This is a genomic window from Sphingobium sp. Cam5-1, from assembly GCF_015693305.1.
Lineage (GTDB): Bacteria > Pseudomonadota > Alphaproteobacteria > Sphingomonadales > Sphingomonadaceae > Sphingobium.
Genome location: NZ_CP065138.1, coordinates 2,654,023 through 2,669,339, shown reverse-complemented (window position 1 = coordinate 2,669,339; position 15,317 = coordinate 2,654,023). Strand labels below are relative to the sequence as shown.

Below are 15,317 nucleotides of genomic sequence, written 5' to 3'. Positions count from 1 at the left end.
CTATCGTTCTTGATGGACTGATAAGCCCATGGGAACGCGACCCTGCGGTCAGTACCGCTGACTGCTCGCCGGAGATCCCGGCCTGCGCCGCGATTGTGCATTGTCGGAGCCAGGCGGTCGGCCACCTTGCGGCCCGGAATTGCCATGTTGGTCAAGGCTCTTTCGGGACAGAATGCCTCTGATCCGTATCCAAATGCGTCGCGCTTCTGCCCCCTTTGAACCGGGAGCGCCACTGGCCTGACCCAGGCCCCTATGGCAATAATATCGGCAACATCGTGGACGATAATGGACAGCAAGTAACGCCCGTTTAACCGCCCAATGCCGCGAACGGGATGAGCTTATCTGCATGCCCCGAAGGAGCAGTAAGTGATGATCAACCAGTCTGACGCCACCGCCCGTGGCGCCATTGCATCCCAGGCATCGCTGCGCGATTATCTGGCGATCGCGCGCTTCGACCATATGACGAAGCATGTCTTCATCATTCCGGGCATCGTGTTGGCCTATGCCGTCCACCACAACGCGGCGCATCTGTCGATCGATCGCCTGCTATTGGGGTTTGCGAGCGCCATCCTGATCGCGTCGGCCAACTATGTGATCAACGAGTGGCTGGATCGGGAATTCGACGCCTTTCACCCCGTCAAGTCGCAGCGCACGGCGGTTCATCAGGCGCTTTCGCCCGTGCTGGTCTATGCCGAATATTTCGCCCTGCTGCTGCTCGGCCTATTTTTGGGCTATCAGTTGGGGCAGCTGTTCTTCGTCGCTTCGATAGCGTTCGGACTTTCTGGCATAAGCTATAATGTTGAGCCGATCCGGACGAAGGACAAGGTCTATCTGGATGTCATCAGCGAGTCTGTGAACAATCCGATCCGTCTGGTGCTGGGTTGGGCCATGGTGGACCCGACCGCCCTGCCCCCGGCCAGCCTTTTCATCGCCTATTGGGCAGGGGGGGCATTCCTGATGGGCGCCAAGCGGCTGAGCGAATATCGCGATGTCGTCGCGGATCAGGGCGTCGAGATGCTGCACCGCTATCGCAAGTCGTTCCGCAGCTATTCGAGCGAGAACCTGACCGTTTCCTGCTTCCTCTATGCCATGTTGTCGGCGTTCTTCATCGCGGTGTTCCTGATCAAATATCGCCTTGAATATATCATCGCCTTTCCCTTCATCGGGGGGCTGTTCGCCATCTATATGTGGCTGGCGTTGCGGCAGGGATCGGTGGCGCAGCGGCCGGAACGGCTTTTCCGTTCGCGCCGCCTGCTGGCCGCGACCGGCCTTGCCGTGTTGGCGGTGGCGGTCGCCACCTTTGTCGATCTGCCCTGGCTGAGTTCGCTTTCGCAGCCCTATCTCATCAAGGTCGGCTGATCGGGTCCGGCATGGCGGCGCAGTCCATCCCGATCGATTGGAGCGCGATCGACCTCGTCATCTTCGACATGGATGGCACGCTCTACGATCAAAGGCGGCTGCGCGCGCGGATGCTGGCGGCACTGCTGCGGGATGCGATCGCCCGGCGAAGTCTGGACACGCTGCTGACGCTGCGTTCCTTTCGCCGTTGTCGCGAGGCGCTGGCCGAAGGTCCGGCGGAGGATTTCCTGGCCGATCAGTACAATATCCCGGCGGCCGAGCGTGGCTGCACCCCCGAAGAGGTGCGCGGGCTGGTCGCCGAATGGATGGAAGAGCGGCCGCTGTCCATGCTTGCCGCCTGCCGCCGTCCGGGTATCCAGCAGCTGTTCCAGGCGATAGCGCGCGAGGGTAAGCGGATCGCGATCTTTTCGGATTATCCGGCGGTTGCGAAGCTGGCGGCGCTGGAGCTGACCGCCGACTATATCGTCGCGGCCACTGACCCCGACGTCGGCCGTCCCAAGCCCGATCCAGCAGGTCTTGAGAAGCTGTTGCACTTGTCGGGTGTCGCAGCCGATCGCGCGGTGCTGATCGGCGATCGGGTAGAGCGGGATTGGGCGGTGGCAGCGCGGTTGAACATGCGCGCGCTGATCCTGTCGCGGGGCGCATCAGGCGAGGTCGAGCGATTTCGTTCGTTCGGCGACGCGCTGTTTCAGCCGCTGCTCATGAAAATGGCGTGATGATGGTCCCCTCGCGGGGACCCGGAATCAGAGACGGGACGCCTGTTCGAGCGTCCCGGAAAGCTGTTCCGGTTTGTCCGTCGGGGAGATGGAAAGGCCGATCAGCACTACGCCGAAGACAATGGACGCAACGCCGACAAGCTTGGTGGTCGATATGGGTTCACCAAGGATGAAATAGCTCGACGCCACCGTGATGACGAGGCCCAGCCCGATGAAGGGGTAGGCGGTGGAGAGGTCGACGCGCGCCAGAACCAGCAGCCATATGAGCGCGCTCAGCACAAAGCAGCTCAGGCCGAGGATGACCAGGCGCGAGGTCGCGATCACCATTGCCGTGCGGAACAGCGATTGGTCCGGCTGGGCCAGAGCGCTTTGCACCGCCGCGCTCGACATGCCGAGCTTCAGGATCAACTGCGCTGCCGCAGACAGGAGGACGCTTGCCAAAACCAGTCCGAGGAGCATTGCCTTTGCCATAAATCGCTTTTCCTTTTCGCCGCCGCTGATGCCTTACGAATGTTCGGGGAATGCCGTGATCGGGGCGGAGGATTTTGCCGTACCACGCACCGGACGGTTCGAGGTATCTGATGCCGCGCCCAGTCGCGACCGCGCCATGCTCTCCACAGCGCCCAGCAGGAACAACGGCATCGAGAACATCACGATGCGGCCGACATTATATTGGACGTCCAGCGCCAGCGCGAACAGGAACAAGGCGATGACGCCGCCGATGTCGCAAAGATAGACCATGGGGTCACGGCTCGGCCGAATCGCGGTCCACCACAGGATGATCACGACGATCGGGGGCCAGAGATTCTGATAGGCGCCCTTCAAGCCGAAAAGATGACGGATCGAACCGATCATCCCCGAAACATAGGTGCCGGGGTCCCGTTGATTGTCGAGGCCCGGCATGGCGAGGGTAAGGACGGTCGCCGCATAGGCTGCCAGCGCGACGGCGGCGACGCATGCCATGACGAAATAGACCTTGCGATGCTCCACCACGAACAGCATGCGGAGGCTCGCGCCGAAGAAGGCGATCAGCGCCACCTTCTCATTGACGATTGTCCCCAGGATGACGGCGGCGGCGAAGATGGCGATCCTGCGCTCTATCATCGCGATGGCCGCGATCACGAGCGGCAGCGTCGCTATGCCGTCGGCGGAGCCCATGCCGAGATAGCGTGTCAGCAAGAGAAAGATGAGGGTGGCGCAAAAGGCCCAGCCCACCGAAACATTGCGCCAGAAGGCGAGATAGAGGCCGACAAGGCAGGCGGATATCGCCGCATAGGCCGCATTGGCCGCACACATCGCCTGCAAGGCCCTTACATATTCCGGCTGCATCACGACGGGCGCGTGATGAATGCCCTGACCCGAAAACAGGATGACCGGCAGCTGGTAGAAGGGTGCCGCCAGGATTACCGAACCGATGCGGTATACGTGCGGGCTGGGTGGTATCTTCCCGCCCGGCTCGCCCAGCACCCACAGCAGATAGCGCGAATAGTCATCATAGGACATGGTGCCATAATAGACGGTTCGATAGACCTCGAAGAACATGGGCAGGACGAGCGCCACGAGCATGGTGGCCATGAATATCGGCGCGAGGTAGGTTCCGCCGCGCAGTTCCTTAGAGTGCATTTCCAAGGCCATCCCCCACCATCCCTCAGTTCAGCGCCGCCGTGGAGACCACCGGCCGGGACAAGTTGATCGTGACAGCGCACAGCGGGCGATCACGAAACTTTCCCCATGGCTTTGATCCATCCCGATTTTCTACAGGAGCCCCCCTCGGTCCACACTTGCGATTTCGGAGAAGGGCCACTCCTTGGGGGGATCGCTTTTACTCCCCGATAGGTCCGGAATAGTTGTTTCGATTTGTGGCGCTTTGGCGATCATCGAGGCATGAAATCGGCGCGAGAAACAGGCATGGCCGGGAAAATGGTCCCCGCCGGGCACATCAGGCGGCATCCCTTGCCCGCGGGCGGGGAGCCGTCGATGCGCGCCTGGGGCCTGTCGAAAGCGGTCGCCTTATTGCTGGCGATCATGCCCGTTGCCGCCGAGGCCAGGACATTGGAGGCCTTTCCCGGCGCGGTGGGCTATGGTCGGTTCACCCAGGGCGGACGCGGCGGCAAGATTATAGCGGTGACGAGCCTGGCCGACAGCGGGCCGGGAACATTGCGCGCCTGTATCGATGCACGGGGACCACGCACATGCATTTTCCGGGTCGGCGGGGTCATCCGCTGGACGACCGAGCGCCCGGTGATCCGCAATCCCTATATCACCATCGCGGGACAGACGGCGCCCGGCGGCGGCATCCTGATCACCCATGCGGGCGGCCGATATGGCCTGACCCCCCTTGTCGCCAAGAACACGCATGATGTCATCATTCGCCACATCAGGGTGCGGCTGGACAATCGGGGGGACACGCGCGCTTCCGACAGCGGGATCATCTTCGAAAAAAGCAGCAACGTCATCATCGACCATGTCAGCGTGTCATGGTCGGAGGATGAAACCGTCGGCGGTCAGGGGCAGAACGACAATATAACGATATCCAATTCCATCCTTGCCGAGGGATTGCGTCGGCATGACAAATGCGCGCTTCTGAGCAGCGATGCCACGGGCAGCCAGAAATTGACGTTCATCGGAAACATCTGCGCCCATAACGGCGACAGGAATCCCGACGTCAACTTCTTCCCCGGCTCCTGCGTCGATGTGGTCAACAACCTGATCTACAATGCGCGTTCCGATTTTGTCGAAGTTTGGGAACAGCATGGCGGAAGCCCGGTCAATATCGTGGGAAACTATTTCAAGGCCGGACCCAATATGGTGCCCGGGCGATATATTATCGCTCGCCAGTCGGTGAATTCGACCGGCCGCGCGCGGATATATGAGGCGGGTAACCACATTGAGGGGATGATCGACCGGGAGCCGCCGCCCTATGTGCGCGAGGCGATGGTGCAGACGCCGTCATGCCCCATCGGCGCCCCGGTCATCGACGCGAAACAGGCCTATGATCGCGCCCTGACGACCGCCGGGGCCTTTCCCCGTGATACGGTGGACACCCGGATCGTGAAGGAGGTGAAGCAAGGAACCGGCAAGATCCGCCGTGAGCCCGGCATCCTTCCCGAGATAGCCGATGGAACGCCTTATGCGGATTCCGACGGAGACGGCATGTCCGACCAATGGGAAAAGGCGAACGGCACCGACGCGACCAGAAACGACGCGTGGGGGGATGCGGATCGCGACGGGTGGAGCAATCTCGACGAGTTTCTGGATTATGCGCATCGTCAGGTGCTGGCGGGCTCCAGCCTCGCGGAAATGCAGGAATATCAGGACAAGCCCGGGACTGTTACGGCATGGGTGGTCGCTCTGACCGTCGCCGCGCTCGCTGGGCTAGGCGGCCTTTTAAGAGCGGCGATGATGTGAAGCCCTCCCCTGCTCTTCGCTCCATTGCATACACCACCAATCTCTCCTAAAGGCAGGCCGTCATCTGGGGAGTAGCCAGCCGTTCGCTTGGTCGAACGGGCCGTATGTCAACATATTTGGCCGAGAGGCCGTGGCATGCGGGATATGGGAAGCCAAGGCGAACGCCTTGATCGGGCCGTATCGGGCGAGACCAATGGCATCGGCTCTTCCCTGTCCGGCCGGGCGAGAGGAGGCGGTGGCATTGCGTCTTCAACCCTTCGCCCGGCCCCGGATTGTTATCGATGGACGCTCTCTTCACCTCCACCGCACTGGTCGCGCTCGCCGAGATGGGCGACAAGACGCAGTTGCTGGCCATGCTGCTCGCCACCCGTTTCCGAAAGCCGGTGCCGATTATTTTCGGCATCCTGTTTGCCACGATGGCCAATCATTTTCTCGCGGCGCTGATTGGGCATTCGATCGCGGGGGTGCTGACGCAGCCATGGTTCCGCTATGCCGTGGCGGCGAGCTTCATCGCGATGGCGGGATGGACGCTGATCCCCGACAAGATCGATGAGGGTGAGCCGCTGAAGGCGCCGTCGAAGGCGGGGGTGTTCGCGACGACGCTGATCGCCTTCTTCCTGGTGGAGATGGGCGACAAGACCCAGGTCGCCACCGTGGCGCTGGGCGCGCAGTTCGACAATGTGCTGATGGTGACGGCGGGCACGACGCTGGGCATGATGATCGCCAATGTGCCCGCGGTGCTGTTTGGCGAGGCGCTGGCCAACAAGGTGCCGATGCGTGCGTTGCAGATCGGCGCGGCGCTGCTGTTCCTGGGCCTGGGCCTTTGGATGATCGCGGACTTGCAGGGCTGGATCGGTTAAAAAAGGAACAGGGACCGCCGCCCGGCTGTTGTCAGCGGGCGGCGGCTGTTGCAAGGGAAGCTGAGTCATTTTCCCCAAGCAGGACAGGCATGGAACGCGTGATGAAGGACAATCTGGTTACGGTGTTCGGCGGCGGCGGCTTCCTTGGCCGACAGGTAGCCCAGGCCCTGATGGAACGCGGCGCGCGGGTGCGCATAGCCCAGCGCGATCTGGCGAGCGCCTTTCGCATCCAGCCTCTGGGTGCGCTGGGGCAGAAGCAACTTGTCGCGGCCGATATCCGGAATGCGCAGAGCGTCGCTCGGGCGATCGCGGGAAGCGATATCGTCATCAATCTGGTCGGCGTGCTGAACGGCGACATGGAAGGGTCGCATCATGACGGCGCGGCCAATGTGGCGAAGGCCGCGGCGGAGGCCGGGGTCAAGGCGCTGGTCCATGTGTCGGCCATCGGCGCGGAAGCGGAGAGCCCTTCGGCCTATGGACGGTCCAAGGCAGCGGGCGAGGCGGCGGTTCGGGCAGCTTTCCCTGCCGCGACCATCATTCGTCCGTCCATCATCTTCGGGCCGGAAGATCAGTTTCTCAACCGTTTCGCCGACCTGATCAGCCGCCTGCCGGTGGTTCCGGTGATCGGCGCCGACACGAAGTTCCAGCCCGTCTATGTCGCCGACGTCGCGCAGGCAATCGTCAATGCGGCGGCGGACCCCGGGCTTCATGGCGGCAAGACATTCGAACTGGGCGGTCCGCGACAGCTGAGCATGATGGAACTGAACAGCTGGATCGCCAAGGCCATTGGCCGTAATCGCAGCCTGATCGCGGTGCCTGCGCCGATCGCATCGACCATCGCGAGCTTTGGCTGGCTGCCGGGCGCGCCGATCACGCGGGATCAATATGCGATGTTGCAGAAGGACAATATCGTGTCGGCGGGCATGCCGGGGCTTGCCGAGTTGGGCGTGTCACCCACGCCGATGGAGGCGATCGCCGATAGCTGGCTGGTGCGTTACCGCCGCCACGGGCGCTTTGCCGGGCGCGTCAAGGCCTGACCTGAGCGCGCGCGCCGTCGCCGACTGTCCAACTGTCGATGGAATGACGGGATGGCGCGGCGATGAGCGTTGCCATGCATTGCGCGCGCGCTGCGCATCTGCACAATAAGCGCGATCTTTCTTCCGCCGTGTTCTGTGCGGATTTCCCCTTCCAGTTCAAGGACCAGAGCCGCCCATGGACCTGCATTTTCTGACGGTCATCCTGCTTGGCATCGTCGAGGGGCTGACGGAATTCCTGCCCGTGTCCTCCACCGGGCACCTGATATTGGCGAGCGAGTTGCTGGGTTATGACGCGGCGACCTGGGCGATGTTCAACGTCGTCATCCAGCTGGGCGCGATCTTGGCGGTGGTCGTGCTGTATTGGCGGACATTCTGGGCGGTGGCGATGGGGCTGCTGCGCAAGGAACCGACGAGTTGGCGGTTCCTGCGCAATTTGCTGGTCGCTTTCCTGCCGTCCGTCGTGATCGGCCTCGCCATGCATGATTATATCGAGATGCTGCTGGGCGCGCCGCAGGTGGTCGCCTGGGCGCTGATCATTGGGGGCGTCGCCATCCTCGCCATCGAGCGGATGGCGAAGGAGAACCGCTTCCATGGCATTGCCGACATCCCGCTCGCCCGCGTGATCGGCATCGGTTTCATCCAGTGCATCTCCATGATCCCGGGGGTCAGCCGGTCGGGCGCGACGATCATGGGCGCCCTGGCGTTGGGCGTCGAGCGGCGCACGGCTGCGGAGTTCAGCTTCTTTCTGGCTATCCCGACGATGCTGGGCGCGTCGACGCTCGAGCTGCTGAAAAAGGGCAGCGACGTCACGTCCGCCACGGTGGGCTGGGGCAGCATCGCGCTGGGCTTTGTCGTGTCCTTCATCGTCGCGCTGCTGGTCATCCGCTGGTTTGTCGGGCTTGTTTCGCGGCAGGGCTTCGTTCCCTTTGCTTGGTATCGGATCGTGGCTGGAACCGGGGCGCTGATCTGGCTTTCTCTCAGATAGGGCCGATATGGACGCATATTCCACCCTTATTTCCTGCATGTCGATGAGCTGACCTGAAAATCCTTTAAGTTTAGGTCAGGTAACGTGACCTATATCGCCGAATCCACGTGACTCGGTGGGTTTTTCTGCTATGTGAGCCCTGAACAGATTTTTAGGGACTCATTATGGCTGACAATCCGATGCTGAAATTCGTGGGAACGGGCCAAGCCTATCCCGAGAAGCGTTCGGCGGATGATCGCGCCGACGATTTCCTGGAGATCAGCAGCAGCTTCCTTCTGGAGCGCGCGGAAGAACAGGCGGCGCGTTGCTCGCAATGTGGCGTGCCTTATTGCGCGACGCATTGCCCGCTGCACAATCATATCCCGGACTGGCTGCGCCTGACCGCCGAAGGGCGGCTGCGCGAGGCCTATGAGCTTTCCAACCTGACCAGCACGATGCCTGAGATTTGCGGCCGCATCTGCCCGCAGGATCGGCTTTGCGAAGGCAATTGCGTCATTGAGTTTTCAGGCCATGGCGCGGTGACGATCGGGTCGGTCGAAAAGTTCATCACCGACACTGCGTGGAAGGAAGGCTGGGTCGAGCCGCTGGTTCCCGGCAAGCCGATCGGCCAGTCGGTGGGTGTCATCGGGGCGGGTCCGGCGGGGCTTACCACGGCCGAATATCTGCGCGTCGCGGGCTATGAGGTGCATGTCTATGACCGGCACGACCGGGCGGGCGGGCTGCTGACCTATGGCATCCCCGGCTTCAAGCTGGAGAAGGATGTGGTCATGCGCCGCGTCCAGCGGCTGAAGGACGGCGGCATCGTCTTCCATGAAGGGTTCGAGGTCGGCCGCGATGCGTCGATGGAAGAGCTGCGCAGCCGCCATGACGCCATCCTGATCGCGACCGGCGTCTACAAGCCGCGTGACATCAAGGCACCGGGCGTGGGCGCTGCGGGCGTGATCAAGGCGCTCGATTATCTTACTGCCTCCAACAAGGCGGGCTTTGGCGATGTGGTGCCGGAACATGAGGACGGCACGCTGCACGCGAACGGCAAGAAGGTCGTCGTTATTGGCGGCGGCGACACGGCGATGGACTGCGTCCGCACGGCCATTCGTCAGGGCGCGACTTCGGTGAAGTGCCTCTATCGCCGCGACCGGGAGAATATGCCGGGGTCACAGCGCGAAGTGCAGAACGCCGAGGAGGAAGGCGTCGAGTTCGTCTGGCTGTCCGCGCCGATCGCGTTCGAGGGCACGGAACATGTGACAGGCGTCAAGGTGACGAAAATGCGCCTTGGCCAGCCCGACGCTTCGGGCCGCCGCGCGCCGGAAGCTGATCCGGGCACCGAACACACGCTGGACGCCGACCTCGTCATCAAGGCTCTGGGCTATGACCCCGAAGAGCTGCCCAAGCTGTTCGGCGCGGAGGATTTGTCGGTCACCCGCTGGGGTACGCTGCGCGTCGATCACAAGACGATGATGACCAGCATGGACGGCGTGTTTGCCGCTGGCGACATCGTGCGCGGCGCTTCGCTGGTGGTGTGGGCGATCCGCGACGGCCGCGACGTGACCGAGCATATGCACCGTTATCTGAAGGCGAAGGCCAAGGCTGCGGCTGGCGAGAGACAAGCGGCATGAGGCAGGCTTTCCGTTCATCCGTGATCGGGCTGGCGTTGCTGGCTGCGCCCGCCGTCCATGCGCAAAGCGTGCCCGACGCCGCGCGCGTAGCGGCCGCGCGGCCGGTCGTGGACAAGATTTTTCCTGTCGGCACTTATCGCCGGATGATGGACGGCACCTTGTCCAAGATGATGGACAGCATGATGGACGGCGTCATGAAAATGCCGATCGCACAGTTCGCCCGTATTGGCGGTGTGCCGCAGGACAAGCTGGCCGGGCTGGACGAAACGTCGATGGAGCAGATCAGCGCCATCATTGATCCGAATTTCCGGGAGCGCACGAAGCTGGGCATGGATGCAATGATGGCATCGATGGTCGACATGATGGATGGCTTCGAGCCCAAAGTGCGCGACGCGCTGACCCGCGCCTATGCGCGCAAGTTCGACGGTAAACAGCTGGGCGAGCTGGAGAGCTTCTTCAAGACGCCGACCGGCGACCTTTATGCCCGCGAGTCCATGATGATGTTCATGGACCCGGAGATCATGGCCGAGATGCAGGCTTTGATGCCTGAAATGATGAAGAAGATGCCCGAAATGGCGGCGAAAGCGGAGGCGGCGACGAAGAGCCTGCCGCCGCCACGCAAGATCGCCGACCTGTCGCAGGAGGAGCGCGGCAAGCTGGCGAAGCTGTTGGGTGTCAAGGCGAGCGACCTGAAGGACGGCGCCGCCACGAGTGACGAAGGACCGAACTAATGACCGACCAGACCCCCTATATGGCGAGTCCCGAAGAGCGCGCGCGCCTGGCTGCCGAGGGCATGTATCATCCGGAGATGGAAGGCGACGCTTGCGGCGTTGGCCTTGTCGCCGCGACGGATGGCCGTGCGAGCCGCCGCGTGGTCGCTTCGGCGATCGATGCGCTGAAGGCGGTGTGGCATCGTGGCGCGGTCGATGCGGATGGCAAGACCGGCGACGGCGCGGGCATCCATGTCGATCTGCCGGTGCGCTTCTTTGACGATGCGATCGCGGATTCGGGGCATAAGCCCCTGCCCAACCGGCTGGCCGTCGGCATGATTTTCCTGCCGCGCACGGATTTGTCGGCACAGGAAACGTGCCGCACGATCGTTGAGTCCGAGATCATCGACGCGGGCTACACCATCTATGGCTGGCGGCAGGTGCCCGTTGATGTTTCCGTCATCGGCGAGAAGGCGCAGCGCACCCGTCCGGAGATCGAGCAGATCATGATCGCCGGCCCGATGCCGGAAGAGCGCGATCAGGTCGAGTTTGAAAAGGACCTCTACCTCATCCGCCGCCGGATCGAGAAGAAGGTCATCGCGGCGCAGATCCAGGACTTTTACATTTGTAGCCTGTCGTGCCGGTCGATCATCTACAAGGGGCTGTTCCTCGCTGAATCGCTGTCGGTCTTTTACCCGGATCTGCGCGATGAGCGGTTCGAGAGCCGGGTCGCGATCTTCCATCAGCGCTATTCGACCAACACCTTTCCGCAATGGTGGCTGGCCCAGCCGTTCCGCACGCTCGCGCATAATGGTGAGATCAACACCATTCGCGGCAACAAGAACTGGATGAAGAGCCACGAGATCAAGATGGCCTCGCTGGCGTTCGGGGATCATTCGGAGGACATCAAGCCGGTGATCCCGGCTGGTGCGTCGGATACAGCCGCGCTGGATGCCGTGTTTGAGGCGATCTGCCGGTCTGGCCGCGATGCGCCGACGGCGAAGCTGATGCTGGTGCCCGAGGCGTGGCAGGCTGCTGCTGGCGAAACACCGCAAGCGCATGTGGACATGTACGAATATCTCGCCTCCGTCATGGAGCCGTGGGATGGTCCGGCGGCGCTGGCGATGACAGATGGACGCTGGGTCGTCGCGGGTGTCGACCGCAACGCCCTGCGTCCGCTGCGCTATACGCTGACCGGTGACAATCTGCTGATCGTGGGGTCGGAAACCGGCATGGTCGTCGTGCCCGAAACCACCATCGTCAAGAAGGGCCGCATGGGTCCCGGCCAGATGATCGCCGTCGATTTGCAGGAAGGCGCAATCTACGACGACCGCGCGATCAAGGACAAGATCGCGGGCGAGCGGCCCTATGCCGAGCTGATCAAGGACTTCATGAAGGTCGGCGATCTGCCCGAGGCGCAAAGCGCCCTGCCCGCATGGGACAAGGCGGAGCTGACGCGTCGCCAGGTTGCTGCGAACCTGACGCTGGAGGATATGGAGCTGATCCTGGCCCCGATGGTCGAGGATGCGAAGGAAGCCGTTGGCTCGATGGGCGATGACACGCCGCTGGCGGTCATTTCCGACAAGCCGCGCACGGTCAGCCATTTCTTCCGCCAGAATTTTAGCCAGGTCACCAACCCGCCGATCGACAGCTTGCGCGAACGGCATGTGATGAGCCTGCGCACGCGCTTTTCCAACCTGCACAACATATTGGAGCAGGATACGCAGAACAGCCATGTGCTGGTGCTGGAATCGCCGGTGCTGATCTCGTCAGAATGGGCGCGGTTGAAGGCGCATTTCGGCCCGGCTGTGGCGGAAATCGACTGCACCTTCCCGGCGGAAGGTGGGCAGGAGCAGCTGCGCTCCGCAATTGCCCGCATCCGGGAGGAAGCGGAGCAGGCCGTGCGTGAAGGCCGCACTGAAATCTTCCTGACAGACGAGCATATCAACGCCGATCGCGTCGCCATCGCTGGCGTGCTGGCGGCGGCGGCGGTGCATACGCATCTCGTCCGTAAGGGGCTGCGCAGCTATGCGTCGATCAACGTGCGCTGCGCCGAAGCGCTCGACACCCATTATTTCGCGGTGTTGATCGGCGTCGGCGCGACGACGGTGAACGCCTATCTGGCCGAAGCGAGCATTGCCGACCGCCATGCGCGCGGCCTGTTCGGCGACCTGGCCCTGAAAGAATGTTTCGACCGGTTCCGCACGGCGATCAATGAAGGCCTGCTGAAGATCATGTCCAAGATGGGCATCGCGGTCGTCAGCAGCTATCGCGGCGGCTATAATTTCGAAGCGGTCGGCCTCAGCCGTGCGCTGGTCAACGACTTGTTCCCCGGCATGCCCGCGAAGATTTCGGGCGAAGGCTATGCGTCGCTGCATCATAATGCGGTGCTGCGCCATGAGGCGGCCTATGACAGCGCCGCCGTGCGCCTGCCGGTCGGCGGCTTCTACCGCCAGCGCAATGGCGGCGAGAGCCATGCTTACTCCGCGCAGCTGATGCACCTGTTGCAGACGGCGGTGGGGACGGACAGCTATTCGACCTACCTGCAATTTTCGCGCGGGGTGCGAGATTTGCCGCCGGTCTATCTGCGCGACCTGCTGGAGTTCAATTTCGCGCGTGAAGCCGTGCCGATCGACGAGGTCGAAGCGACCACCGAAATCCGCAAGCGCTTCGTGACGCCGGGCATGTCGCTGGGCGCGCTTTCGCCCGAAGCGCATGAGACGCTGGCGATCGCGATGAACCGCATCGGCGCCAAGGCCGTATCGGGCGAAGGCGGCGAGGATGCGAACCGCTTCAAGCCCTATGAGAATGGCGACAATGCCAATAGCGTGATCAAGCAGATCGCGTCCGGCCGCTTTGGGGTCCATGCCGAATATCTGGGCTCAGCCGAGGAAATCGAGATCAAGGTCGCGCAGGGCGCCAAGCCCGGCGAAGGCGGTCAGCTCCCGGGTTTCAAGGTGACCGAGTTCATCGCCAAGCTGCGCCATTCGACGCCAGGCGTGACGCTGATCTCGCCGCCGCCGCACCATGACATCTATTCGATCGAGGATCTGGCGCAGCTCATCTACGACTGCAAGCAGATCAACCCGCGTGCGCGGGTGTGCGTGAAGCTGGTCAGTCAGGCGGGTATCGGCACGGTGGCGGCGGGCGTGGCGAAGGCGCATGCCGACGTCATCCTGATCGCAGGCCATGTCGGCGGCACCGGCGCCTCGCCCCAGACGTCGATCAAATATGCGGGCACGCCGTGGGAAATGGGGCTGTCCGAAGCCAATCAGGTGCTGACGCTCAATGGCCTGCGCCATCGGGTGAAGCTGCGCACCGACGGGGGCTTGAAGACCGGGCGCGACATCGTGATCGCGGCGATATTGGGCGCGGAAGAGTTCGGCATCGGTACGCTGAGTCTTGTCGCCATGGGCTGCATCATGGTTCGCCAGTGTCACAGCAACACCTGCCCGGTCGGCGTCTGCGTGCAGGATGAAAAGCTGCGGCAGAAGTTCACCGGCACGCCGGAGAAGGTCATCAACCTCATGACCTTCATCGCCGAGGAAGTGCGCGAAGTGCTGGCACGTCTGGGCTATCGCAGCCTGGACGAGGTGATCGGTCGCACGGAGCTGCTGAAGCAGGTCAATCGCGGCGCCGAGCATCTGGACGACCTCGATTTGAACCCCATCCTCGCGAAGGTGGACGCCCCCGACGATCAGCGGCGCTTCAGCCTGAAAGCATGGCGCAACGAGGTGCCCGACAGCCTGGACGCGCAGATGATGCGCGATGCCAAGGCCGTGTTCGAGCGTGGCGAGAAGATGCAGCTGACCTATACGGTGCGCAACACGCATCGCGCCGTGGGCACCCGCCTGTCTGCGGCCGTTACCGAGCGGTTCGGCATGTCTGCCCTGGCGGACGGGCATCTGACCGTGCGGCTGCGGGGGAGTGCGGGTCAGTCGCTGGGCGCGTTCCTGTGCAAGGGCATCACGCTGGAAGTCTTTGGCGATGCCAATGACTATGTGGGCAAGGGCCTGTCCGGCGGCACGATCGTCGTGCGTACGACGGTTTCCTCGCCGCTGACGAGCAAGGACAACACGATCATCGGCAACACCGTCCTTTACGGCGCGACGGCGGGCAAGCTGTTCGCGGCGGGACAGGCGGGTGAACGCTTTGCCGTCCGTAATTCGGGCGCGCAGGTGGTGGTCGAAGGTTGCGGCGCCAATGGCTGCGAATATATGACCGGTGGCACGGCGGTGATCTTGGGGCGCACGGGCGCGAACTTCGGCGCGGGCATGACCGGCGGCATGGCCTTCATCCTGGACGAGGATGGCAGCTTCGAACGGCGCGCCAATCCGGAAAATATCGTGTGGCAGCGGCTGGAAAGCGCCCATTGGGAAGCGCAGCTCAAGGCGTTGATCGCGGAGCATGCGGTGACAACGGACAGCAAATGGTCCAACACGATCCTGGATGATTGGGACCGTTGGCGGCGTCATTTCTGGCAGGTGTGTCCCAAGGAGATGGTGCATCGGTTGACCCATCCGTTGAGCGATGCAAGCGCCGAGGTGGTGGCTGCGGAATAGGATGAGGGGGAGGAAAGGCAGACGGCTTTCCTCCCCCTTTTGCTTGGGACAGTCCGTGCCTGGG

Annotated in this window: 11 protein-coding genes and 1 riboswitch; of the genes, 9 read left to right on the top strand and 2 right to left on the bottom strand. The window is 62.8% G+C overall.

Going from position 1 to position 15,317, the window contains the following annotated elements; all coding sequences use genetic code 11:
- Positions 1–369 precede the first annotated feature (369 nt).
- Positions 370–1,359, top strand: a complete 990-nt coding sequence (locus IZV00_RS13250) for a UbiA family prenyltransferase (RefSeq protein ID WP_196225069.1) — start codon at positions 370–372, stop codon at positions 1,357–1,359.
- A gap of 11 nt (positions 1,360–1,370) precedes the next feature.
- Entirely contained in the window at positions 1,371–2,075 is a 705-nt protein-coding gene (locus tag IZV00_RS13245) for an HAD family hydrolase (RefSeq protein WP_196225068.1), read from the top strand.
- A 27-nt stretch (positions 2,076–2,102) separates the two neighbouring features.
- Here the strand turns inward: IZV00_RS13245 and IZV00_RS13240 are convergent, their stop codons facing one another.
- Positions 2,103–2,546, bottom strand: coding sequence for an EamA family transporter (locus IZV00_RS13240; protein WP_196225067.1), 444 nt, complete (start codon positions 2,544–2,546; stop codon positions 2,103–2,105).
- Between the two features lie 33 nt (positions 2,547–2,579).
- Positions 2,580–3,704, bottom strand: coding sequence for a hypothetical protein (locus IZV00_RS13235; protein ID WP_196225066.1), 1,125 nt, complete (start codon positions 3,702–3,704; stop codon positions 2,580–2,582).
- A 348-nt stretch (positions 3,705–4,052) separates the two neighbouring features.
- Between IZV00_RS13235 and IZV00_RS13230 the strand changes: the two genes are divergently transcribed.
- From IZV00_RS13230 to gltB, 7 genes are all read left to right on the top strand, one after another.
- A complete protein-coding gene (locus IZV00_RS13230; RefSeq protein WP_196225065.1) occupies positions 4,053–5,483 on the top strand; it encodes a pectate lyase in 1,431 nt (476 codons plus the stop codon).
- Between the two features lie 53 nt (positions 5,484–5,536).
- A riboswitch (yybP-ykoY riboswitch) is annotated at positions 5,537–5,665 on the top strand.
- 99 nt (positions 5,666–5,764) lie between these two features.
- Positions 5,765–6,343, top strand: coding sequence for a TMEM165/GDT1 family protein (locus tag IZV00_RS13225; RefSeq protein WP_196225064.1), 579 nt, complete (start codon positions 5,765–5,767; stop codon positions 6,341–6,343).
- 89 nt (positions 6,344–6,432) lie between these two features.
- Complete coding sequence (locus IZV00_RS13220; protein ID WP_196225063.1) at positions 6,433–7,380, top strand: complex I NDUFA9 subunit family protein; 948 nt, start codon at positions 6,433–6,435, stop codon at positions 7,378–7,380.
- Positions 7,381–7,555: 175 nt separating this feature from the next.
- Positions 7,556–8,365 (top strand): undecaprenyl-diphosphate phosphatase, encoded by an 810-nt coding sequence (locus IZV00_RS13215; RefSeq protein ID WP_196225062.1) that lies wholly within the window; start codon positions 7,556–7,558, stop codon positions 8,363–8,365.
- Positions 8,366–8,529: 164 nt separating this feature from the next.
- Complete coding sequence (locus IZV00_RS13210) at positions 8,530–9,981, top strand: NAD(P)-dependent oxidoreductase (RefSeq protein WP_196225061.1); 1,452 nt, start codon at positions 8,530–8,532, stop codon at positions 9,979–9,981.
- Complete coding sequence (locus tag IZV00_RS13205; protein ID WP_196225060.1) at positions 9,978–10,712, top strand: DUF2059 domain-containing protein; 735 nt, start codon at positions 9,978–9,980, stop codon at positions 10,710–10,712. The genes IZV00_RS13210 and IZV00_RS13205 overlap by 4 nt, the downstream gene beginning before the upstream one ends.
- A complete protein-coding gene (gene gltB, locus IZV00_RS13200; protein ID WP_196225059.1) occupies positions 10,712–15,253 on the top strand; it encodes a glutamate synthase large subunit in 4,542 nt (1,513 codons plus the stop codon). The genes IZV00_RS13205 and gltB overlap by 1 nt, the downstream gene beginning before the upstream one ends.
- The last annotated feature ends 64 nt before the right edge of the window (positions 15,254–15,317 follow it).

Bases quoted from the DNA above. Each gene is read 5' to 3' on its own strand.
- IZV00_RS13210 (WP_196225061.1), top strand. From the start codon at position 8,530: ATGGCTGACAATCCGATGCTGAAATTCGTGGGAACGGGCCAAGCCTAT.
- IZV00_RS13250 (WP_196225069.1), top strand. From the start codon at position 370: ATGATCAACCAGTCTGACGCCACCGCCCGTGGCGCCATTGCATCCCAG.
- IZV00_RS13220 (WP_196225063.1), top strand. From the start codon at position 6,433: ATGGAACGCGTGATGAAGGACAATCTGGTTACGGTGTTCGGCGGCGGC.
- IZV00_RS13205 (WP_196225060.1), top strand. From the start codon at position 9,978: ATGAGGCAGGCTTTCCGTTCATCCGTGATCGGGCTGGCGTTGCTGGCT.
- IZV00_RS13215 (WP_196225062.1), top strand. From the start codon at position 7,556: ATGGACCTGCATTTTCTGACGGTCATCCTGCTTGGCATCGTCGAGGGG.
- IZV00_RS13240 (WP_196225067.1), bottom strand. From the start codon at position 2,546: ATGGCAAAGGCAATGCTCCTCGGACTGGTTTTGGCAAGCGTCCTCCTG.
- IZV00_RS13230 (WP_196225065.1), top strand. From the start codon at position 4,053: ATGCGCGCCTGGGGCCTGTCGAAAGCGGTCGCCTTATTGCTGGCGATC.
- IZV00_RS13225 (WP_196225064.1), top strand. From the start codon at position 5,765: ATGGACGCTCTCTTCACCTCCACCGCACTGGTCGCGCTCGCCGAGATG.
- IZV00_RS13245 (WP_196225068.1), top strand. From the start codon at position 1,371: ATGGCGGCGCAGTCCATCCCGATCGATTGGAGCGCGATCGACCTCGTC.
- gltB (WP_196225059.1), top strand. From the start codon at position 10,712: ATGACCGACCAGACCCCCTATATGGCGAGTCCCGAAGAGCGCGCGCGC.